This is a genomic window from Streptomyces sp. NPDC037013, from assembly GCF_055607265.1.
This window is the reverse complement of record NZ_JBVJRV010000002.1, coordinates 788,285-809,017: the sequence shown is the minus strand read 5'-3', so window position 1 is coordinate 809,017 and position 20,733 is coordinate 788,285. Positions and strand designations below refer to the sequence as shown.

The 20,733-nt window shown below is 72.5% G+C and carries 18 protein-coding genes; 5 read left to right on the top strand and 13 right to left on the bottom strand.

From position 1 onward, the window contains the following. Positions 1 to 99 precede the first annotated feature (99 nt). Positions 100 to 1,212: an SDR family oxidoreductase gene (locus tag ACZ7DY_RS08680; protein ID WP_471131780.1), complete on the bottom strand. Its 1,113-nt coding sequence runs from the start codon at positions 1,210 to 1,212 to the stop codon at positions 100 to 102. 191 nt (positions 1,213 to 1,403) lie between these two features. Between ACZ7DY_RS08680 and ACZ7DY_RS08675 the strand changes: the two genes are divergently transcribed. Together ACZ7DY_RS08675 and ACZ7DY_RS08670 are read left to right on the top strand one after the other, a co-directional pair. Further along, complete coding sequence (locus ACZ7DY_RS08675) at positions 1,404 to 2,864, top strand: zinc-dependent metalloprotease (RefSeq protein WP_471131778.1); 1,461 nt, start codon at positions 1,404 to 1,406, stop codon at positions 2,862 to 2,864. After that, the gene (locus ACZ7DY_RS08670) at positions 2,861 to 3,385 is read left to right on the top strand and encodes an NUDIX hydrolase (RefSeq protein ID WP_471131776.1); all 525 of its coding nucleotides are present in this window, start codon (positions 2,861 to 2,863) and stop codon (positions 3,383 to 3,385) included. The genes ACZ7DY_RS08675 and ACZ7DY_RS08670 overlap by 4 nt, the downstream gene beginning before the upstream one ends. Positions 3,386 to 3,481: 96 nt before the next feature. Here the strand turns inward: ACZ7DY_RS08670 and ACZ7DY_RS08665 are convergent, their stop codons facing one another. The 4 genes from ACZ7DY_RS08665 to ACZ7DY_RS08650 all read right to left on the bottom strand — a co-directional run bounded on the left by ACZ7DY_RS08665 (position 3,482) and on the right by ACZ7DY_RS08650 (position 7,384). After that, the gene (locus ACZ7DY_RS08665; protein WP_471131773.1) at positions 3,482 to 4,237 is read right to left on the bottom strand and encodes an AIM24 family protein; all 756 of its coding nucleotides are present in this window, start codon (positions 4,235 to 4,237) and stop codon (positions 3,482 to 3,484) included. A gap of 16 nt (positions 4,238 to 4,253) precedes the next feature. After that, positions 4,254 to 4,934, bottom strand: coding sequence for an AIM24 family protein (locus ACZ7DY_RS08660; protein WP_471131770.1), 681 nt, complete (start codon positions 4,932 to 4,934; stop codon positions 4,254 to 4,256). A gap of 11 nt (positions 4,935 to 4,945) precedes the next feature. Then, on the bottom strand, positions 4,946 to 6,643 hold the full coding sequence (locus tag ACZ7DY_RS08655) for a TerD family protein (RefSeq protein ID WP_471131767.1): 1,698 nt from the start codon (positions 6,641 to 6,643) through the stop codon (positions 4,946 to 4,948). A 117-nt stretch (positions 6,644 to 6,760) separates the two neighbouring features. After that, positions 6,761 to 7,384, bottom strand: a complete 624-nt coding sequence (locus ACZ7DY_RS08650) for a M48 metallopeptidase family protein (protein ID WP_471131765.1) — start codon at positions 7,382 to 7,384, stop codon at positions 6,761 to 6,763. 215 nt (positions 7,385 to 7,599) lie between these two features. Between ACZ7DY_RS08650 and ACZ7DY_RS08645 the strand changes: the two genes are divergently transcribed. Together ACZ7DY_RS08645 and ACZ7DY_RS08640 are read left to right on the top strand one after the other, a co-directional pair. Continuing rightward, a complete protein-coding gene (locus ACZ7DY_RS08645) occupies positions 7,600 to 8,742 on the top strand; it encodes a ThiF family adenylyltransferase (RefSeq protein ID WP_471131763.1) in 1,143 nt (380 codons plus the stop codon). Positions 8,743 to 8,783: 41 nt separating this feature from the next. Next, complete coding sequence (locus tag ACZ7DY_RS08640) at positions 8,784 to 10,211, top strand: ABC1 kinase family protein (RefSeq protein ID WP_471131760.1); 1,428 nt, start codon at positions 8,784 to 8,786, stop codon at positions 10,209 to 10,211. 42 nt (positions 10,212 to 10,253) lie between these two features. On the opposite strand, the gene ACZ7DY_RS08635 is transcribed toward ACZ7DY_RS08640, so the two are convergent. The 5 genes from ACZ7DY_RS08635 to ACZ7DY_RS08615 all read right to left on the bottom strand — a co-directional run bounded on the left by ACZ7DY_RS08635 (position 10,254) and on the right by ACZ7DY_RS08615 (position 14,242). Then, on the bottom strand, positions 10,254 to 10,445 hold the full coding sequence (locus ACZ7DY_RS08635; RefSeq protein WP_471131758.1) for a hypothetical protein: 192 nt from the start codon (positions 10,443 to 10,445) through the stop codon (positions 10,254 to 10,256). A gap of 146 nt (positions 10,446 to 10,591) precedes the next feature. Next, a complete protein-coding gene (locus ACZ7DY_RS08630) occupies positions 10,592 to 10,915 on the bottom strand; it encodes a hypothetical protein (RefSeq protein ID WP_471131755.1) in 324 nt (107 codons plus the stop codon). Further along, positions 10,912 to 11,280 carry a WhiB family transcriptional regulator gene (locus ACZ7DY_RS08625; RefSeq protein ID WP_055565619.1) on the bottom strand — a complete coding sequence of 123 codons (369 nt, stop codon included), beginning with the start codon at positions 11,278 to 11,280 and terminating at the stop codon, positions 10,912 to 10,914. The genes ACZ7DY_RS08630 and ACZ7DY_RS08625 overlap by 4 nt, the downstream gene beginning before the upstream one ends. Before the next feature lie 169 nt (positions 11,281 to 11,449). Beyond that, complete coding sequence (locus ACZ7DY_RS08620) at positions 11,450 to 11,791, bottom strand: hypothetical protein (RefSeq protein WP_471131753.1); 342 nt, start codon at positions 11,789 to 11,791, stop codon at positions 11,450 to 11,452. A 162-nt stretch (positions 11,792 to 11,953) separates the two neighbouring features. Next, a complete protein-coding gene (locus tag ACZ7DY_RS08615) occupies positions 11,954 to 14,242 on the bottom strand; it encodes an ATP-dependent DNA helicase UvrD2 (RefSeq protein ID WP_471132421.1) in 2,289 nt (762 codons plus the stop codon). Positions 14,243 to 14,310: 68 nt separating this feature from the next. Here ACZ7DY_RS08615 and ACZ7DY_RS08610 point away from each other — a divergent pair, with 68 nt between their 5' ends. Continuing rightward, positions 14,311 to 14,553, top strand: coding sequence for a mycoredoxin (locus ACZ7DY_RS08610; protein ID WP_471131750.1), 243 nt, complete (start codon positions 14,311 to 14,313; stop codon positions 14,551 to 14,553). 15 nt (positions 14,554 to 14,568) lie between these two features. On the opposite strand, the gene nudC is transcribed toward ACZ7DY_RS08610, so the two are convergent. The 3 genes from nudC to ACZ7DY_RS08595 all read right to left on the bottom strand — a co-directional run bounded on the left by nudC (position 14,569) and on the right by ACZ7DY_RS08595 (position 20,680). Further along, positions 14,569 to 15,516: an NAD(+) diphosphatase gene (gene nudC / locus ACZ7DY_RS08605; protein ID WP_471131748.1), complete on the bottom strand. Its 948-nt coding sequence runs from the start codon at positions 15,514 to 15,516 to the stop codon at positions 14,569 to 14,571. 87 nt (positions 15,517 to 15,603) lie between these two features. After that, positions 15,604 to 17,007 carry a dipeptidase gene (locus tag ACZ7DY_RS08600; protein ID WP_471131746.1) on the bottom strand — a complete coding sequence of 468 codons (1,404 nt, stop codon included), beginning with the start codon at positions 17,005 to 17,007 and terminating at the stop codon, positions 15,604 to 15,606. Between the two features lie 10 nt (positions 17,008 to 17,017). After that, positions 17,018 to 20,680, bottom strand: a complete 3,663-nt coding sequence (locus ACZ7DY_RS08595) for a UvrD-helicase domain-containing protein (RefSeq protein ID WP_471131743.1) — start codon at positions 20,678 to 20,680, stop codon at positions 17,018 to 17,020. Positions 20,681 to 20,733: the final 53 nt, after the last annotated feature.

Sequence of the window (20,733 nt, the reverse complement as noted above, 5' to 3'; positions counted from 1 at the left end):
AGATCTTTCGCCCGGCACGCACGCGTACCCCATTGGAGTTCCCTACAGGAGGGCTCTCGGCGGGGCGGGCCCGTGCGCACGGCGCTCCGCCCCGGTGCGTCAGATCCTGCGCCGCGCCTTGCGCGCCCTGCGCACCACCGCCGCCGCGCCCAGCAGGGCGACCGTCGCGCCGGCCGCGCCCGCGGCCGTGGCGTCCTTGCGTCCCAGGCGCCGCCCGGCCACCGTGCGCCGCCCGGATACCTCCTCCAGCAGCTCCGCGAGGACCTCCTCGTTGGTCCACTGCGGGCGCCACCCGGCATCGTGGAGCCTGCTGACACTGACCACCCAGGGGTACATCGTGTACGCGAGGTCACCCGCCGGAGAGGGCGTGAGCCCGATGCGGTGCAGCCGGGCCGCGGCGCCGAGCGCGACCGTCGAGGGCAGCTCCATGCGGCGGATCCCGCTGAGCTCCTCGACCTCCTCCTGCTCCAGCCAGCCGTCACAGCCGACGGCCAGCTCGCCGTCGACCTTCTCCAGAACGGCGTACTCCAGGGCGCTGCACAAGTCCTCGACGTGGCAGAACTGCCAGGCCGGACGCGAACCCGCCACGACCAGGAGCCGGGGCGACTCGAAGTACCGGGTGAGGGCCGTGTCCGTGCCGCCCACCAGGGTCGCGGGCCGTACGACGGTGACGTTGAGGCCGGGGTGCGCGCGGGGCGCGCGGCGGGCCAGCCGCTCGACCTCCAGGAGATCGCCGACGCCGGTGGCCTCGGCGGTGGCACGCAATTCGGCGTCTTCGGAGAGGGGCAGTTCGTTGTCGGACAGTGCTCCGTAGACCATCGCCGAGGTGCACAGCACGACGCGGTGGACGCCCGCGGCCGCGGCGGCGGTCAGGACGGTCTGGGTGCCGCGCACGTTGTAGGCGGTGCGGGCCGCGCCGTCCGTCTCCAGGTCGAGGTCGAGTGCCAGGTGCACCACGACGTCCGCGCCACGCAGCTTCTCGGCGATGGCGGGGTCCCGGACGTCCAGGATGTGCCACTGCGCCTGCGAGCAGTCGCCGCGGCGCTCGTCGATGGCGATGACCTGCTTGATCTCCTCCGAGGCCGCGAGGCGCTCGGTCAGCAGCGCGCCCACTCCGGAGGCCGCGCCGGTCACGGCGACGACGGGCCCTCGGAGGGGCGCCGGGGTTGACGGGTTTCGCGCTGCGCGAACCTGTGGATCTGGGGAACTCACCGGGCGTCTCCAGCGGTTGTCTTCAGTACGTACGCGAATGACGCGTACGTACCAGGTGGCATCCATCCTGCCGCAGGCCATCAGTCGGCGAAGCACCGAGGCCCGATCCCGTCACGGTGTCTACGCTGGGTGGTGTTGTAGGGCAGCCGCCGTCGGGACATTACCGGCGGCCTGACGAGCCGAGGAATCCCGTGAGTGACACCCCATTCGGATTCGGCCTTCCGCCGGAGGAGCCGGACGACGGCGACGAGGGCAAGAAGAAGGAATCCCCTGGAGAGGGCCAGAGCGGGGGACAAGGCGCAGGTGGCCCCGCGAACCCGTTCGGCTTCGGGGGGTTCCCGGGGGCCGGCGGCGCCGGCGGCGGGGACAATCCGTTCGCCGCGATGTTCGGCTCGATGAATCCGAACGACCTGGGAGCCGCGTTCCAGCAGCTCGGCCAGATGCTCTCGTACGAGGGCGGCCCGGTGAACTGGGACATGGCCAAGGACATCGCCCGCCAGACCGTCTCCCAGGGCACGGCGGACGGCACCAAGGACGCCAGCGTCGGCCCCGGCGAGCGCTCCGCCGTCGAGGAGGCCGTGCGCCTGGCCGACCTGTGGCTGGACGACGCGACGTCGCTGCCGTCCGGGTCCGGCACGGCCGTGGCGTGGAGCCGCGCCGAGTGGGTCGAGGCGACCCTGCCGGTCTGGAAGGAGCTCGTCGACCCCGTCGCCGAGCGCGTCGGCCTGGCCATGGGCGATGTGCTGCCCGAGGAGATGCAGGCCATGGCGGGCCCGCTGATCGGCATGATGCGCTCGATGGGCGGCGCCATGTTCGGCCAGCAGATCGGCCAGGCCGTGGGCGTGCTCGCGGGCGAGGTCGTCGGCTCCACCGACATCGGCCTGCCGCTCGGCCCGGCCGGCAAGGCCGCGCTGCTCCCGGTGAACATCGAGGCCTTCGGCAAGGACCTGGGCATCGACAAGAACGAGGTGCGGCTCTACCTGGCGCTGCGCGAGGCCGCCCACCAGCGACTCTTCGCCCACGTGCCGTGGCTGCGCTCGCACCTGTTCGGCGCCGTCGAGGGGTACGCGCGCGGGATCAAGGTCGACACGGCCAAGCTGGAGGACGTCGTCGGCCAGCTCGACCCGCAGAACCCCGAGCAGCTGCAGGAGGCGCTCCAGCAGGGCATGTTCCAGCCGGAGGACACCCCGGCCCAGAAGGCCGCCTTGGCGCGCCTGGAGACGGCTCTGGCGCTCGTGGAGGGCTGGGTGGACGCGGTGGTGCACGCCGCCGCCAAGCCGCGCCTGTCGTCCGCCGACGCGCTCCGGGAGACGCTGCGCCGCCGCCGCGCGACGGGCGGCCCCGCGGAGCAGACGTTCGCGACCCTGATCGGCCTCGAACTGCGTCCGCGCCGGTTGCGGGACGCCTCGCGCCTGTGGGCCTCGCTCACGGACGCCCGCGGCGTCGACGGCCGCGACGGCCTGTGGGAGCACCCGGACATGCTGCCGACCGCCTCCGACCTGGACGACCCCGACGGCTTCGTCCACCGCGAGCAGCTGGACTTCTCCGAGCTGGACAAGATGCTCGGCGAGGCGGCGAGCGGCGGCGGCGCCGCGAAGCCGGACCTCACCAAGGACGAGCCCGACGAGGACAAGGGCGAAGACGGCAAGTGAGTCTGTACGACGACACGGTCCTCGTCCTCAAGGGGTACGAGGACCAGCCCGAGCTGCGCCAGGCCTACCTGGACCACTTGGCCGCGCACGGCGACGCCGGCATGTGGAAGGCCTGTACGGCGGGCCATGTGACGGCGAGCGCGCTCGTCGTCGACCCCGCGCGCGGGCGGGTGCTCCTGACCCTGCACAAGAAGCTGCGGATGTGGCTGCAGATGGGCGGCCACTGCGAGCCGGGCGACGCCACACTCGCGGCCGCCGCGCTGCGCGAGGCGACCGAGGAGTCCGGCGTCCCGGGGCTGACGCTCCTCGCGGGCGGCCCGGTCCGCCTGGACCGGCACCCCATTCCGGGGCCGTGCACCCAGCACCTGGACGTGCAGTACGCGGCTCTGGCCCCTGAGGACGCCGTGGAGGCGATCAGCGACGAGTCCCTCGACCTGCGCTGGTTCGCGTACGACGAGGTGGCGGGGGTCGCGGACGAGTCGGTCGTACGGCTGGTGGAGGCGACGAGGGCACGCCTCTAGGGGCGCCCCAGAAAGGGACGCGGGGAACTGCGCGACCGGCCACAGCCGGCCCGCAGTTCCCCGCGACCTGTCCGCTGCTTCACCGAAGCGGAGCGCTCAGCTCCAGACGTTGCCCTGGTTCGCCCCCCGGGCGCCCTGCTGGCCCATTCCGAACTGTGCCTGGGCGCCCCGCCCGATCACCGCGTTCTGCGGCGGCAGCATCTCGCTCGGCTGGACGAGGGCGTATCCCTGCCCCATGAAGCTGAGCTCCCAGCCCTCACCGGTGTTGCCGCGGCGCCGCCAGACGCCCGAGGAGTGGGTCTGGGCCTGCATCTGGACGCGCAGGCCGTTGGACCAGGCGACGATCGCGTCGGCGTCGGCGTTCACGTACTGCTCCGGTGTCACCTGCAGCATCAGCGGCTGGCCCGACGTCATCAGGGCGACCTTGCCGCGCCCGGTGATGTTGAGCTGGTACTTGCCGGAGCCGGAGATGCCGTACTGGCTGTCCACGGCGATGACCTGGTGGGTCAGCGACGAGTCCATCGCGAGGACATAGCTGCTGTCCACGGTCAGGCCGTCCTGCTCCACGTCCACCACATGGATGTACTGGGCGAGGTTGGCGAGGTAGACGGTGCCCTGGCCGTGGCAGCGCATCATGTCGAGGCCCTCGCCGGTGTGCGCGCGTGCGCGCTGGTTGCCCCGGCTCTGGTACTCGGCGTCGAACTCCATCATCCCCTGGTAGGCGACCATGGCGCCCTTGCGGGCCAGGACGTCGTCGTGGCCCTCCAGGGCGACCCGCAGCATCTGCGGGTTCTGGACGGAGTAGCGCTCCTGCGTCTGCTGCTCGGCGTGCGCGAAAAGTGGGCTCTGCATGTTGTGTTGCTCCCCCTCAGCCCCGTGCTCGGAGACGGTCGGTGCTGTCCTCACTGGGCTGTACGACGACGATGCCTTCTCCGGAGAAGCCCATCTGGTAGGCCTCGCCGCTGCCGCGCCCGATGAGGGATCCGGCCTTGAAGCTGCGCTTGCCCTTCACCTTCAGGTTCGGGGACCAGGCGATCAGGGCGTCCGGGTCGACGTACGTCTCGTCGTCGCCGCGGCCGCAGTCGACGACGATCGGGGTGCCGCGGGAGGTCAGCGCGACCCAGCCCTGGCCGGAGATCGTGATGTTCCACAGGCCCTGTCCGGCGAACTTCGCCATGCCCTTGACCCGCTCGACACCCCACTGGAGGGACGCGTCGAAGGCCAGCAGGTTGGTGCCGTTCACCGAGAGGGAGTCACCCGCCAGATTGATGACGACGACGTCCGCCCCGTAGTCGGCGAGGTAGAGCAGGCCGTCTCCGGAGCACTTCATCAGGGGCGCGCCCTCACCGGTCATCCACTCGCGCGCGACCTGACGGACGGCGGGCGGATTCGGCTCGTACTGCACGAACCCTTCGTAGGCGACCATCGAGCCCACCCGCGCGAGGAGGTCGTTCCCGGTCTGCATGGCCACCTTGACCATGTGGTGGCCGTGGTTCTCCATGCGGGTGGCGACGGGTGCGGGAGCAAAGCCCGCGAGCTGCTGATTCATGACGGGCTCCCTCAGACCTCGTACGGCTGGACGACGATGAAATTGCCGGGCGCGCCACGGAACTGGAGATTCACGCTCTCCCCCGTGGAGCCCGCGTAGGCGTTGCTGCGCAGCCGCACCTGGCTGGAGACGATCGCCTGCGCGGCGGCCGACCAGGCGACCACGGCGTGGCAGTCGGCGAACGTCGTCGGCGTCACGGGCAGGACGACGGGCACGCCGTGGGTCTTCAGGATGACCGTGCCGGTGCCCTGGAACTGCATGACGAACAGCGCGCCGCCGGGGATGCCGTGGCCCTCGATCCTGCGCACCTCGTGCTGCAGCGTCTCGTCGAAGGCGAGGACGTTCTCCGCGGAGACGCAGATCGCGTCGCCCTGGAGTTCGATGGGGTGCAGGTGGGTGCCCTCCTCGGCGAGGAAGACCTGGCCGCGGCCGGAGCAGCGCATCAGCTGCATCTCCTGGCCGGTGGCGTTGCCCACGATGCGGCCGGCGAAGCCGGCGCCCTTGTAGCTGAACTCGACCTTGCCCTGGTAGAGCACCATGCTGCCCTGGCGGGCGAGGATCGGCTGGTCGGCGACGCCGAGGTCGACGCGGATCAGCTTCTCGTTCTGCTGCGTCCAGCGCTGGCCGGTGGGGGCTTCGCGGTACTTCTGGAGGGCCGCGGCGACTCCGGCGCCCTGCGGCGCCGCGCCCTGGGCGGCGGCCGTCGGGCCGGCGAACTGACCGCCCGGAGGCTGCTGGCCGTAGCCGGGGGGCAGGGGCGCGCCGGGCTGCTGGCCATAGCCGGGCGGCATCGGGGGCGGCGGCTGCTGGCCGTAGCCGGGCGGCAGGGGCGCGGTCTGGCCCGGCGCCGGCTGGCCGGGGACCTGGCCGAAGTGCGGCTGCTGCGGGGGCTGGCCGTACGGCGAAGGGGGCGGCGGGGGCGGGGTGGCGCCGCCCGGCGGCTGGTTCAGCGGGGCCACGACGGTCTGCGCGGCGTGCACCGACGGGTCGACCGGGGCGGGCGCGGGGGCCGGGGGCGGGGTGGCGCCCTGCGGGGGCGCGAAGTTCTGCGCGGGCGCCGGGGCAGGGGCCGGGGGCGGGGTGGCGGCGGCCGGGGCGCCGAACGCGGGCGGCGCCGCTGCCTGCGCGGGCGGCGCGAAAGAGGGCGCGCCGGCCTGCGGCTGCGGGGCGGCCGGCTCCTCCTCGGCGACCTCGCCGCCGAAGTTCTTCAGGAGGGCCTCGAGGCCGCCGTCGAAGCCCTGGCCGATCGCGGCGAACCGCCAGACGTCCTTCAGGTAGAAGTCGCCCAGCATGACGGCGCGCTCCGTGGAGAACTCCGCGCCGGTGAAGGCGTAGCGTGCGACTTCCTCGCCGCCGGCGACGATGCGCACGTACCCGGAGGCGACCTGTGACATCTGTCCCGCGCCGTCGATGGTCGCGGTGAACGACAGCCGCTGGATCTGCGGCGGGATGCGGTCGAGCGTGACGCGGAAGGACTCGGTGTCGCCCGCCTGCGCGCCCAGGAGCTGGATCGACTCCTCGGGCGACTTGGGCTGGTTGAAGAAGATGAAGTAACGGTCGTCCGAGAGCCGTTCGCTCGCGTCCAGGCCGAAGCAGCTGATGTCGAAGGTCAGCCCGGGGGCGGAGATCTGTACGCCGACGTACAGATCGGTGCCCGCAGTGAGGTCACTGATCTTGGCCTTGTGGCCGCGTTGGAATTCCCTGGCCATACGTAACGACCGTCCCCCATCCCGAATGTGAATGCGTCGCGTCAGGCTAACCGCAAAGTCCGACAGCGGGCGAAGCCGGTACAGACCCGCTACACAACCGCCGGATCCGGGCGACGGTCACTCTTCGCGGGCGGCGGGGAGGTGGGGCAGCCGGCTGGCGGCGACCACCCCTTCGAGGTACCCCCGGGCCCGCTCCGTACGGGGATAGGCCTCCAGCAGCCGCCAGAAGTCGGGGCCGTGACCGGGTACGAGCAGGTGGGCGAGCTCGTGGACGAGGACGTAGTCGACGACGTACTCGGGCATGCCCTGCAGCCGGTGCGAGAGGCGGATGCTGCCCTCCGCCGGGGTGCAGGAGCCCCACCGGGTGTTCTGGTTCGTGACCCAGCGAACCGATGCCGGCCTCGCGCGGCCGCCGAAGTACTGCTCGGAGAGCTGTCCGGCGCGCTCGGCGAGCTCCGTGTCCCCGAGGAGGCGCTTGCTCTCCTGGGCCGCGAGCTTGTCGAGCATGACGTTGACCCAGCGCTGCTCCTCCGCCTCGGACATGCGGGCGGGGATGAGGACGACGGTGCGGTCGCCCTCCCGGTACGCCGAGACCGTCCTGCGGCGGCGGGCGCTCCGTCTGACCTCGACCGAGGTGGCCGTCGGGCCGGACGGCGCCGGGCTGGTCGTGCTGCGCTGTGGAGCTCCGGCGCGACGCGCCGAGGTCTCCCCAGCGACGCGAGGGGACGGGTCGGCGGGCACGCCCCGACGTTACCCGCTGCGCATGGGGGAAGTCCCGCCTCCGGGGCGGTTCGGCGCCGTTCCACCCCCTGTGCGTCTGATTAGTACGACTGATTAGTACGACGAATGCCCCCTGCCTGTGGACAACGCGACGCGGCCGTCCGGCGGGGCGGGCATTCTGGCATTCGATCGACGCGGCGGACGGGACCGCGCCGGCCGGCTGACGGGGGACGACCATGCCTGTGACGCATCCGATCGTGAAGCCCGCGCTGCGGCGCGGCTGGCGGGACCTGAGCACCGTGCAGTTCGGGGTGGCGCCCGCGCACGCCTTGGTGCTCGGCCCGATGGACACGGCGACGAGCAGCTTCCTGACCCTCCTCGACGGCACCCGCGGGGTGCCGCTGCTGCGGGAGGAGGCCCAGCGGATGGGACTGCCCGACGGACACGTGGACAGACTGCTGACCGAGCTCTCGCGCGCCGGGCTCCTGGACGACTCGACGGGTGGCGGGCCCGCGGCCGATTCCCTGCGCGAGCGGCCCGAGGTCATGGACCGGCTCCGCGCCGACGTGGCCTCGTTGTCGCTGGTCTCCCCCGAGCCGGGCGGCGCGACGGCGAAGATGGCGGCGCGGCGCGCCATGCGCGTCCGGGTCCAGGGCGCGGGACGGGTGGGCGCCCTCGTGGCCTCGGTGCTCTCGGCGGCGGGCGTCGGCCGGGTCGACGTGCTGGACGGCGGACAGGTGCGGCCGTGGGACGTGGCGCCGGGAGGCCTGCCCGCGGAGTCCGTCGGGGAGCGCAGGGACGCGGCCGCGCGCCGGACCGTGCGGCAGGCCGCGCCCGGCCGCCCGCCCCGGCAGGCCGCCCGGCCGGAGGGCGAGGCGGGGCTCTCCCTCGTGGTCATCGCTCCCCGGGACGGCCTGGACGCCTATGCTCCGGCGCCCGCCGCGGCCGAGGAGTTTCTCGCCTCGGGCACACCCCATCTCTATGCCGGGGTGATCGAGGGGACGGGCGTGGTCGGGCCGCTGGTCCTGCCGGGGACGACGGCGTGCGCCGAATGTCTTTTCCGGCACCGCTCGGATCATGAGGCGACCTGGCCACGGATGCTGGCCCAGTGGCGCTCGGGCCACTCCCGTCACGTGCCCGCGTGCGACGTGGCACTCTCGACAGCGGTCGCCGGCCTCACGGCGGGGCACGCCCTCGCCTTTCTGGACGGGGAGCCCTCCGCCTGCGCGGGGGTGCGCTGGAAGGCCGCGGTGCCCGGATTCGAGTGGCGCTCGAGCTCGATTTGGCCCCATCCATCATGCTCTTGTGGGGCGGCGGCGTCCGTTAAGGGGGATCGGCCCACCGCTGACACGAAGCCGCACGCAACAATGGCCGGGTAACCGCCTGCGAGGGCGCGGCTGTCTGGGACTTGGAGGGGCGCATGTCTGATCTTCCCCGGAAGGCGGTCACCCGAACCGCCAAATTGGCCGCGCTGCCACTCGGCTTCGCGGGGCGCGCGACCTGGGGGCTCGGCAAGCGGATCGGGGGCAAGTCGGCGGAGATCGTCGGCCGCGAGCTGCAGCAGCGTACGGCCGAGCAGCTGTTCAAGGTCCTCGGCGAGCTGAAGGGCGGCGCCATGAAGTTCGGGCAGGCGCTGTCCGTCTTCGAGTCGGCGCTGCCGGAGGAGATCGCGGGGCCTTACCGCGCGGCGCTGACGAAGCTGCAGGAGGCGGCGCCGCCGATGCCGACCAGCACCGTCCACTCCGTGCTGGAGGAGCGCCTCGGTCCGCAGTGGCGTGAGCTGTTCCTGGAGTTCGAGGACAAGCCCGCGGCGGCCGCGTCCATCGGGCAGGTGCACCGGGCCGTCTGGGCTGACGGCCGCGAGGTCGCGGTCAAGGTCCAGTATCCGGGCGCGGGCGAGGCGCTCCTCTCCGACCTCACCCAGCTCGGCCGGTTCGCCCGGCTCCTGGGACCGCTGATCCCGGGGATGGACATCAAGCCGCTCATCGCCGAGCTGCGCGACCGCGTCTCGGAAGAGCTGGACTACGGCCTGGAGGCGCAGGCCCAGGAGGCGCACGCCGCGGAGTTCCTGGACGACCCGCATGTGGTGGTGCCCCAGGTGGTGCACCAGAGCGACCAGGTCCTGGTCACCGAGTGGATGGACGGGACGCCCCTGTCGAAGGTGATCTCGGACGGCACCCAGGAGCAGCGCGACCGCGCGGGGCAGTTGCTGGCCCACTTCCTCTTCTCGGGCCCGGCGCGTACGGGACTGCTGCACGCCGACCCGCACCCCGGCAACTTCCGTCTGCTGTCGGATGAGAAGGGCGGCCACCGCCTCGGGGTCCTCGACTTCGGCACGGTGGACCGGCTGCCCGATGGGCTGCCCCCGACCATCGGCACATCCCTGCGGATGACGCTGGAGGGCGAGGCCGACGCCGTCTACGACATGTTGCGCGCGGAGGGCTTCGTCAAGGAGTCCGTCGACCTCGATCCCGAGGGGGTGCTCGACTATCTGCTGCCGATCATCGAGCCCCTGTCGGTCGACGAGTACACGTTCACCCGCGCCTGGATGCGCAAGCAGGCGGCGCGGCTGGCCGATGTCCGCTCCCCCGCCTACCAGTTGGGCCGGTATCTGAACCTGCCCCCCGCCTATCTGCTGATACACCGCGTGACGGTGAGCACGATCGGCGTGCTCTGTCAGCTGGGTGCGACGGTGCGGATGCGGGACGAGCTGGAGGAGTGGCTGCCCGGCTTCGTGGAGGAGGCGGAAGAGCTGCTGGACGACGAGGAGTTCGCGGAGGTCGAAGAGCTCTTGGAGGCCGATGAACTGGTCCGGGCGCGGGAGGGCGGCGCCGCGGCGGAGGCCTGAGGCCGCGCCGGGGCGGGACGGGGCAGCGCGGGGCGGGGCCGCTCACCACCAGGCGGAGTCGAGGCGCCCTTCGATGGCTCTGATGTTGTCCCGCGCGCAGGTGTCGCAGATGTAGCGGCGCTCGCCGTTCTCCACGGAGCAGGTCCAGGTCGGTGGGGTGCCCTCGGCGACCGCGCCGCAGCGGCAGCACACGAGATTCTCGGTCTCCACGGGGTCGGGATTCTGCTGTTCCACCCGCCGACCCTATCGCCGTGCCGGGAGGATCGGTGGGCACAACGCACCTCGGGGGACGGTCCGTTCGGACCGCCCCCCCGAGGTCATCCGTCAGGGCGCCGAGCCGCGTCCGCGGCTCTTTCGGCGTGACTTCTGTGGTGTGGCTCTTACTGCATGACGGCGATGGCGAGCGCGCGCCGGGCACGCAGCGAGGCGCGCTCCGCGCGACGCTGCATACGGCGGGCCGCCACCAGGCGGTCGGCCGGGCGCCGTGCCTCGGCCTCGCGCAGGCGTTCGTGCATATGCGCACGAGCCATGGCTTCTGGGATGAGTTGCATCTCTCGGGTCCTGTTCTGGCGCGGGACGTGCGCGCCGGTGGTGGTGAAGTCTGGGATGGCGGAGCCGGCGGGCTCGCTGGTGGCTGCCTTCATCGGGGCCTGCTTCTTCGGGTCGTGCGTGAGGGGGCGATCGATGGTTCCGGCGGTGCTCATGCGACGACCGGGTTCTTGCGCGGGCGGCCACGCGGCCGCTTGCGGGCAACCACGACGCCCTGGACGAACAGCTCGCCGCCCCAGACGCCCCACGGCTCGCGCCGCTCCTTTGCGCCGGCGAGGCAGGCCTCCATCAGCGGGCAGGTACGGCAGAGGGACTTGGCGTACTCGACGTCGGCCGGGGACTCCGCGAAGAAGACCTCCGGGTCGTAGGCACGGCAGGGAACGGGTACGCCGAGGTTCTCGATGGCGTCGTCGAGCGCGGTGAGCGCGGTGAGGGGAGTCAAGGTCGGGTCCTCCGTGGGTGCGGGCGGGGGGAGCGTCTGTGAAGGCGGTACGGACGGGGCGTGCGCTTCGAGTTGCACGGTGGTGTTTTCCTCGTCTGGTCGTGCCGGCCTGGGTCGGCCGGTTGGCGGCTGGTACCGGGTCTTGCTGTCGGCCCCTTCGCTCTGTCTCCCTGTTCTGGGGAAAACAGAAGGGCCGCGGATCCCGGGTGGGGTTCCGCGGCCCTGAAGGCGCCTGTCTGATCGAGGATCAGACTGGATCACTCCAGGGTTCGAGCCCACGGAAGGCCCACATCGTGTGGTGCTGCGTCGTCTGCTTCCGGAATCCGGCACCGGCTGCCGCAAAGGCATAGGCCTGGGCCTGCGCCTCCGCTACTGCTGCTTCCGGTGCCTTGGTCGGTCGCTCATTGCCCTTGCCGGCCTCACGGACGGGAAGACCGGCCAGAGGCAGGGAGGCGGGCATCGGACGGAAGGCGGGGGTGCCGCCGGACAGACCGGTGCCCTGGTTCGAGAAGCCGAGCAGGCAGGAAGCGACGACCGAGCGATCGGTCATTTTCGCGGTGCTGATGAAGCTCTCGTTGATGCTGATCACTGGAATCGCCTCCTCTCGGCGTCTAGGGGATCGGCCGGAACCGATCCGCGGACTGTCAAGTACAGCACGGAAGGGGGGCTTCGGAGAAGCCCGCCGTTTCCGTGCTAAGAACCTATGGGTCTTCCTTGCGCATGCGCAAACTATTTTTTCGACGAGTTTGAATCATTCGTCATCGGCGCCCCTTACACGCTCCTGACCTGCACAAATGGCGAGCACATCGGCGCCGAACCGCTGAAACTTCCGGACCCCGACACCGGGGATCCGGGCCAGCTCGCCCTCGTCCTCGGGCACCGCCTCCGCGATGGCGATCAAGGTCTTATCCGTGAAGACGCAGTACGCGGGCTGCCCCAGTTCCCTCGCCTGACCGGAGCGCCACTCCCGCAACCGGTCGTAGAGACCCTCGTCCATGTCGGACGGGCACTCCTCGCACCGCATGAGCTTCATCTCACCCGCGTCGGTGAGGGTCCGGCCGCAGACCCGGCAGCGGGCCGGGGTGCGGCTCTTGCGCCGACGCCGCTCCGCCGCCACACCCGTCGCGCCGCCGCTGCCGCGCTCGACACCGCCGGGACCGCCGGCCGCGGCCCGGGCCGCGGAGCCCGCGCCCGACCCCGGACGCAGCCCGTCGAGGAACCGGCTGGGCCGACGATTGGGCCGGCCGCCCGGCGAACGGGAGAGGGCCCAGGAGAGCGAGAGATGCGCGCGGGCCCGGGTGACGCCCACATAGAGGAGGCGCCGCTCCTCCTCGATCTGCTCGTCGGTCTTGGCGTAGGTGATCGGCATCATGCCCTCGGCGAGCCCCACTAGGAACACGGCGTCCCACTCCAGGCCCTTGGCCGCGTGCAGTGACGCCAGCGTGACGCCCTCGACCGTGGGGGCATGCTGGGCGTTCGCCCGCTCGTCGAGCTCGGCCACCAGGTCGGCGAGGGTCGCCTCCGGTCTGGCCCGCGAGAAGTCCTCGGCGAGCCGCACCAGCGCGGCCAGGGACTCCCAGCGGTCGCGGACCGCGCCGGAGCCCGCGGGCGGCTCGCTCGTCCAGCCCTTGGTCGAGAGCACCGCCCGCACCTGGGAGGGCAGGTCGACGACGTCGTCGAGGAGGGCGTCGTTCCCGCCGAAGCGGGCCGCGCCGCGCAGGGCCGCGCCCGCCTCGCGCACCTCGGTGCGCTCGAAGAACCGCTCGGCGCCGCGCAGCTGGTAGGGCACGCCGGCGTCGGCGAGCGCCTGTTCGTAGATCTCCGACTGCGAGTTCGTACGGAAGAGGACCGCGATCTCGCTGGCCGGGACGCCGTCGGCGAGGAGGGCACGGATGCGGCGGGCGGCGCCTTCGGCCTCGGCGGGCTCGTCCGCGTACTCCGTGTAGACCGGGTCGGTGCCGGGCTCGCGCTGCGAGATCAGCTCCAGGCGGTGGTCGGCGGCGCGGCCGCGGGCCTGGGAGAGCAGGCCGTTGGCGAGGCGGACGACCTGGGGGGTGGAGCGGTAGTCGCGGACCAGCTTGACGACCGTCGCGCCCGGGTGGCGGGTGCGGAAGTTCAGCAGGTGGTCCGGGGTGGCGCCGGTGAAGGAGTAGATCGTCTGGCTGGCGTCGCCGACGACACAGAGGCTGTCGCGCTCGCCGAGCCACAGCTCGAGGAGGCGCTGCTGGAGCGGGCTCACGTCCTGGTACTCGTCGACGACGAAGTGCTGGTACTGGCTGCGGACCTGCTCGGCGATGTCGTGCCGGTCCTGGAGGATGCCGACGGCGAGCAGCAGCACGTCCTCGAAGTCGATGACGGCGCGGTCGCGCTTGAGGTCCTCGTACGCCGCGTAGAGCTGGGCGATCTCGGCGGGGTCGCGCGGGACGTCGCGGCCCGACTTGGCGGCGGCGGCCGCATAGTCCGCGGGGACGGTCTGGGTGACCTTGGACCACTCGATCTCGCTGGTGAGGTCGCGCAGCTCATTGCGGTCCAGGCGGATGCGGCAGGCGGCGGCCGCGTCCGCGACGAGCTTGATCTTGCGATCGACGATCCGGGGCAGCGGGCCGCCGACCGCCTTCGGCCAGAAGAACTGGAGCTGGCGCAGGGCCGCGGAGTGGAAGGTGCGGGCCTGGACGCCGGAGGCGCCGAGCTGGCGCAGGCGGCCGCGCATCTCGCCCGCGGCGCGGTTGGTGAACGTGACGGCAAGCACACTGGCGGGCTGCAGGATTCCGGCGCGCACTCCATAGGCGATCCGGTGGGTGATCGCCCGTGTCTTGCCGGTGCCGGCGCCCGCGAGGACGCACACCGGCCCGTGCAGGGCCGTGGCCACCTCGCGCTGCTCCGGGTCGAGCCCGTCGAGCACCGCGTCGGCAGAGTCCGGGACCTGCGGGAAGAGGGAGGAGTGCGTTGCTGATGTCACCCCGCCATGCTGCCAGGTCGTGGGAGGCGGATGAGCCGGTTGTCCACAGGGGAGCCGTGGCGGTCGTACTAATGCGGGAATGGTCGCCGGGTCGCGTACGTTCGCTCCATTGCGAACACCACCCCGAGCGACGAAGGAGCACGGAAGAGATGCCGGGCACTGTGACGATGTACAGCACGACGTGGTGCGGCTACTGCCGCCGCCTCAAGGGCCAGATGGACCGTGAGGGCATCGCCTACACCGAGATCAACATCGAGCAGGACCCGGACTCGGCGGCTTTCGTCGAGAAGGCGAACGGCGGAAACCAGACGGTTCCCACCGTTCTCTTCCCGGACGGCTCGACGCTCACCAACCCCTCGCTGGCGCAGGTCAAGCAGAAGCTCTCGGTCTGACGACCGGGCGACCGCTCAGCCGACGGTCCCCGGCTTCGGCAGGGGCTTGCCGTACCAGAGTTCGATCAGTCGGGCCGCAATCGAGATCCCGTAGGGAGGCAGGACCTCCCCGGACTCGAATGCGGCCCGCAGGTCTTCCCGGGAGAACCAGCGTGCCTCGTGGATCTCCTCGCCGTCGACGTTGATCTCCGAGGAGGTCGCGTCGGCCATGAAGCCCAGCATCAGGCTGGAAGGAAAGGGCCAGGGCTGGCTCGCCACGTACTCGACGTCGCCGACCGTGACGCCCGCCTCCTCGAAGACCTCGCGCCGCACCGACTGCTCGATGGACTCCCCCGGCTCGACGAAGCCCGCCAGGGTGGAGAAGCGCCCCTCGGGCCAGTGCACCTGGCGGCCGAGGAGGATGCGGTCCTCGCTGTCCCTGACCGCCATGATCACGGCCGGGTCCGTGCGCGGGTAATGCTCCGCGCCGCAGGCCTGGCAGCGGCGGATGTGACCGGCCGCCGCGATGACGGTGCGCTCGCCGCACCGGGAGCAGAAGCGGTGCAGGCGCTGCCAGTTCTCCAGGGCGACGGCGTGCACCATCAGGCCCGCGTCGCGTGGGGAGAGCAGGAGCCCCGCCTCGCGCAGGCCCGCGGCGCGTGCCGACTGGTCCATGCGGCCGGGCAGGGAGTCCTTCTGGAGAGCGAAGTAGCTGACGCCGTCGTCGTCCGTGCCCAGGAAGTAGCGGTGCTCCTCGGTGAGGGGCGCCTCGAAGGACGGCGTCATCACCAGTTCGGTGGTGCCCTCGGGGGTCTCGTCGATGAGTACCTGACCGCCGGAGACTACGAAGACCCGGGTCGACGGGTGGCTCCAGGCCGCGGCGAGCCACGCCTCGTCCATGCGGTGGTGGGCCGCGCGGTCGATGCCGCTGGCGGCGGTCAGCGAGACGGGGCGGTCTGCGGTGCTGTCGGTCCAGGTGGTCACAGGTGCTTCCAACTCCCCCGGTGGAATGGGTGGTTCAGCAGGGCGTGCGGCGGGACGCGCTGGGCGGCCGGTGGGGCGGCGGGGGCTTCAGTGTGCATCGCGCCAGTTCTCCGCGAGGTCGCCCCAGAGGTGGGCGGTCGTCTCGACGCCCTTGAGGAGCAGGTCGATCTCGACCTTCTCGTTCGGCGCGTGCCAGCCGTCGGACGGGACGGAGATGCCGAGGAAGAGCACGGGTGTGCCGAGGACGTCCTGGAGGTCGGCCGCCGGACCCGAGCCACCCTCACGCGTGAAGCGGATCTCCTGGCCGAAGGCGCGTCCCATCGCCCGTACGACGGACTGCAGGGCGGGGTGGTCGAGCGGGGTCAGGCACGGGCGGGTGGCGGCACTGAAGGTGATCGTGTGGCGGATGCCGACGGGGACGCGGGCGGCGGCCCACGCGCGTACGGCCTCCTCGACGCGGTCCGGGTCCTGGCCCGCGACGAGCCGGAACGTCAGCTTCACGAAGGCGGACGCCGGGATGATCGTCTTGCTGCCGGCGCCCTGGTAGCCGCCGCCGATGCCGTTGACCTCGGCGGTGGGGCGGGCCCAGATGCGCTCCAGGGTGGTGTGCCCGGCCTCTCCGTGGGTGCCGTGCGACTTGGCCGTACGCAGCCAGCGCGCCTCGTCGAAGGGCAGCTCGGCGAAGAGTTCGCGCTCGCGGTCGGTGAGTTCCGTGATGCCTTCGTAGAAGCCCGGGATGGCCACGCGCGCGTCCTCGTCGTGCAGGGCGGCGACGAGGCGGGCGATCTCGGTGGCGGGGTTCGGCACGGCGCCGCCGAACGAGCCGGAGTGGATGTCCTGGTCGGGCCCGTGCAGCTCGATCTCGCACTCGGCGAGGCCGCGCATGCCCGTGCAGACGGTCGGGGTCTCCTCCGACCACATGCCGGTGTCGGAGACGATCACCGCGTCGGCGGCGAGACGGTCCCGGTGGGCTTCGACGAGCGCGCGGAAGTGCGGGGAGCCGGACTCCTCCTCGCCCTCGACGAGCAGTTTGAGGTTGACCGCGGGCGCGGTGCGGCCGGTGGCGGCGAGGTGGGCGCGGACGCCGAGGGTGTGGAAGAAGACCTGTCCCTTGTCGTCGGCCGCCCCACGCGCGTGCAGGCGGTTTCCGCGCACGACCGGGTCGAAGGGGTCGGTGTCCCAGCCGTCCTCGCGGGCCGCGGGCTGCACGTCGTGGTGGCCGTAGACGAGCACCGTGGGGGCCTGCGGGTCACCGGAGGGCCACTCGGCGAAGACGGCGGGCGCCCCGGGCGTCTCCCAGATCTCCGTGACCGGGAAGCCGGTCTCCTCGAGCTGAGCGGCGAGCCACTCGGCGCTGGCGCGCACATCCCCGGCGTGGTCGGGCTGGGCCGACACGGACGGGATGCGCAGCCACTCGGCGAGGTCGTCGAGGAAGGCGGCACGGTGGTTCTCGATGTACGTGCGGACGGCGCTGTCCGGTGTCTCGCTCATGGTCACGAGCCTATCCGCCATCCGGGGCCGTCTCGTCCGGCGGCTCGTCGCCCGGGGCACCGGCCGGTTCCTCCAGGAGGAGGCGTTCCAGCCGGTCTCTCCCGGGGAGGTTCCCCGGGCGGGCGATCTCCCCGCTGCGCACGTAGAGGAAGGCGGCTTTCACCGATTCCAGGGGCACGCCCTGCTGCTCGGCCCAGGCGAGACGGTAGACGGCGAGCTGGAGGGGGTCGGCGGTGCGGGTGCGGCTGGTCTTCCAGTCGACGATCTCGTACGTCGTGTCGGCGCCGTCACCCTCCTTGTAGACCGCGTCGATGCGGCCCCGGATGACGCGGCCCGCGATCACGAACTGGAAGGGCACCTCGACGCGGTAGGGCGCCCGGTGGGCGTACTCGGTGCGCTCGAAGGCTTCCTTGAGGGCTTCCAGGTCGCGCTCGTCGGCGATCTCGGCCTCGTCGGGTCCGCCGCCCGGCAGCTCCTCGGGCGAGAGCATCGGCAGGGTCAGCTCTTCGAAGCGGGACTCGATCCAGGCGTGGAAGCGGGTGCCGCGGCGGGCCGCGGGCTGCGGTGGGCGCGGCATGGGGCGGGCCAGGTCGCGCGCGAAGCCCTCGGGGTCGGCGGCCAGGCGCATCAGCTCGGACGCGGTGAGCGAGGGCGGTACGGGGATGTCCCTGACGGCTTCGCGGGCGCGCAGCAGCTCGCCGGTGAGGGCGTCCAGGTCGCGGTCCCAGGAGGCGAGGGTGCGGGCTTCTTCCGGGGTGAGGCGGGGGCCGGGGTCGGTGCCGGGGTCCTCCGGGGCGGGGCGGCTCCCCGGGACGCGCTCCGCGGGGTGCGGGCGGGCGCTGTGCGCGGCCGGCGCGGGGTGCGGCACGCGCGCGTGGGCCGCTTCGTCCCTGCTGCCCCCACTGTCCGGGGTGTCCGCGGGATGCGGGATGGTCGGGCGCTCCCTCTCCAGCGAGTCCCAGTCCACCGGGTCCGTCGTCGGGGGCGCGTCGCCGAAACCGGCCTCTTCGTAGAGGACCTCTTCATAGGAGGCCTCTTCGTAGGGAGGCTCCTCGTCCTCCGGAGGCGGCGGCCATTCCGGGTCCTCGGCCGGGGGGACGTCGTCGTACGCCGACGGGTGGGCCTCCTCGTGGGAGCGGGCGTGCTCGGTGGTGCCCTCTTCCGTGAGGCGGTCCAGGTGGGCGAGGACCGTCTGCGCGGCGGCGCGGCGGCGGGCCATGGCGTCGTCGTCCAGCGGCAGCGGCCAGGCCTGCTCGGCGGCCGTCTCGCGCAGGGCGGGGTTCTCCTCGTCCTCGGCCGGTTCGTCCGCCCAGGCCTCGATCTCGCCGTGGCCGGCCGCGCAGTGGTCGTGCAGGGCCAGGAGGAAGTCCGAGGGGCCGCGCGGCTTCTTCTGGCTCGGGCCCCACCAGTGGCCCGAACCGAGGAGCAGGGAGCGGGGGCGGGTGAAGGTGACGTAGCCGAGGCGGAGTTCCTCGGTGCGCTGGTGGTCCTTCATCGCTTCGTGGAAGGCCTTCATGCCCTTGGCGTCCCACGCGTCGATGTCGGGCAGCGTGGCCGCGTCGCCGCGCAGCTCGTGCGGGACGACCTTGGCCTGCGAGGTCCACTTCTCGCGGCCCTGGGCGCTCGGGAACGTGCCGGTGACCAGGCCGGGGACGGCGACGACGTCCCACTCCAGGCCCTTGGACTTGTGGGCGGTGAGCACCTTGACGGTGTTCTCGCCGCCCGGCAGGGCGTTGTCGAGGCCCTTCTCGTACTGGGCGGCGGTGCGCAGGAAGCCGAGGAAGGCGAGGAGGGTCGCGCCGGAGTCGTTGGCGGCGAAGGAGGCGGCGACGTCCAGGAAGTTCGAGAGGGTCTCGCGGCGGCGGGCCGCGAGGGCGCCCGGGGAGGCGGAGAGCTCCACTTCGAGGCCGGTCACCGCGAGCACGCGGTGCAGCACGTCCATCAGCGGGTCGGACAGGGACCGGCGCAGCTCGCGCAGTTCCGCGGCGAGGCGGGCGAAGCGCACCCTGGCCTCCGCGGAGAAGGGCAGCCCGTCGTCGCCTCCGGAGGGGTCGTCCGGGTCGAGCGGTGACTCCAGGAAGGTGTCCAGCGCGTCCGCGAGGGATATCACCTCGGCCGGGTCGACGCCCTCGACGGCTTCGGCGAGGCGCCGGTCCGGGTCGTCGGGGGCGGCGTGTCCCGGGCGTACGAGGAGGCGGGCGCGGCGGCCGAGGAGGGCGAGGTCGCGGGGGCCGATGCGCCAGCGCGGGCCGGTCAGGAGCCGCACCAGGGAGGCGTTGGCCCCCGGGTCCTGGAGGACCTCGCAGACGGCGACGAGGTCGGCGACCTCGGGGAGGTGCAGGAGTCCGGAGAGGCCGACGACCTCGACGGGGATGTCCCGGGCGACGAGCGCGGCCTGGATCTCGGCGAAGTCCGTCGCCGTGCGGCACAGGACGGCGATCTCGCCGGGCGCCTTGCCGGTGCGGACGAGGTGGGCGATCGAGTCGCCGAGCCAGTCGATCTCTTCGGCGTGGGTGGGCAGCAGGGCGCAGCGCACCACACCGTCGCGCTCGGCGCCGGGGGCGGGCCGCAGGGCCTCCACGCCGGCGTGCATGGCGCGCAGGGGCTCCGCGAGGTCGTTGGCGAGGTCCAGGAGACGGCCGCCGCTGCGGCGGTTCTCGCTGAGGGCGTGGCGGGCGGCGGGGCGGCCGTCGGCGTACGCGAAGTGGTCGGGGAAGTCGTCGAGGTTGGCGACGGAGGCGCCGCGCCAGCCGTAGATGGCCTGGCAGGGGTCGCCGACGGCGGTCACCGGGTGTCCGGTGCCGCCTCCGAAGAGGCCGGACAGGAGGATGCGCTGGGCGACCGAGGTGTCCTGGTACTCGTCGAGGAGGACGACGCGGAACTCCTCGCGCAGGATCTCGCCGACCTCCGGGCGGGTGCGGGCCAGGGTCGCGGAGAGGGCGATCTGGTCGCCGAAGTCGAGCAGGTCGCGGGAGCGCTTGGCCGCGCGGTACCGCTCGACGAGCTCGGCCAGTTCGAGCCGGGCCGCCGCCGTCTCGGGGACCTTGCGCAGGTCGGCGTTGGAGAGCTTGGCGCCGTCCAGGGCCCGCAGCAGCCCGGTGTCGTACGCGCGGAGCCGCTCCGGGCGTACGAGGTGCTCGGCGAGCTCGCCGTCGAGGGCGAGGAGGTCGCTGACGAGGTCGGGGAAGGAGCGGGTGAGGGCGGGGTAGGGGCCGGGGGCCTCGCGCAGCACGCGGGCGGCGAGCTGGAAGCGGGTGGCGTCGGCGAGCAGGCGGGAGCTGGGCTCCAGGCCGATGCGCAGGCCGTGGTCGGTCAGGAGGCGGCCCGCGAACGCGTGGTACGTGGAGATGACCGGCTCGCCGGGCGGGTTGTCCGGGTCGACCGCGTCCGGGTCGGTGACGCCGGCCTTGACGAGGGCCTGGCGCACGCGCTCGGCGAGCTCGCCCGCCGCCTTGTTCGTGAACGTCAGGCCGAGGACCTGCTCGGGGGCGACCTGGCCGGTGCCGACCAGCCACACCACGCGGGCCGCCATCACCGTCGTCTTGCCCGAGCCGGCTCCGGCCACGATCACCTGCGGGGCGGGCGGCGCGGTGATGCAGGCCGTCTGCTCCGGGGTGAACGGGATGCCGAGGAGCTCTTTGAGCTGCTCGGGGTCGGTGAGGCGAGGTGACACGTCAGAGAGGCTAGCGGTGGCCACTGACAACCGGGACATGTCCGGCCCGGGGC

Excerpts from the sequence above, each read along its gene's own strand:
- ACZ7DY_RS08600 (WP_471131746.1), bottom strand. The coding sequence starts at position 17,007 with ATGAGCGAGACACCGGACAGCGCCGTCCGCACGTACATCGAGAACCAC.
- ACZ7DY_RS08610 (WP_471131750.1), top strand. The coding sequence starts at position 14,311 with ATGCCGGGCACTGTGACGATGTACAGCACGACGTGGTGCGGCTACTGC.
- ACZ7DY_RS08640 (WP_471131760.1), top strand. The coding sequence starts at position 8,784 with ATGTCTGATCTTCCCCGGAAGGCGGTCACCCGAACCGCCAAATTGGCC.
- ACZ7DY_RS08665 (WP_471131773.1), bottom strand. The coding sequence starts at position 4,237 with ATGCAGAGCCCACTTTTCGCGCACGCCGAGCAGCAGACGCAGGAGCGC.
- ACZ7DY_RS08645 (WP_471131763.1), top strand. The coding sequence starts at position 7,600 with ATGCCTGTGACGCATCCGATCGTGAAGCCCGCGCTGCGGCGCGGCTGG.
- ACZ7DY_RS08655 (WP_471131767.1), bottom strand. The coding sequence starts at position 6,643 with ATGGCCAGGGAATTCCAACGCGGCCACAAGGCCAAGATCAGTGACCTC.
- ACZ7DY_RS08660 (WP_471131770.1), bottom strand. The coding sequence starts at position 4,934 with ATGAATCAGCAGCTCGCGGGCTTTGCTCCCGCACCCGTCGCCACCCGC.
- ACZ7DY_RS08630 (WP_471131755.1), bottom strand. The coding sequence starts at position 10,915 with ATGAGCACCGCCGGAACCATCGATCGCCCCCTCACGCACGACCCGAAG.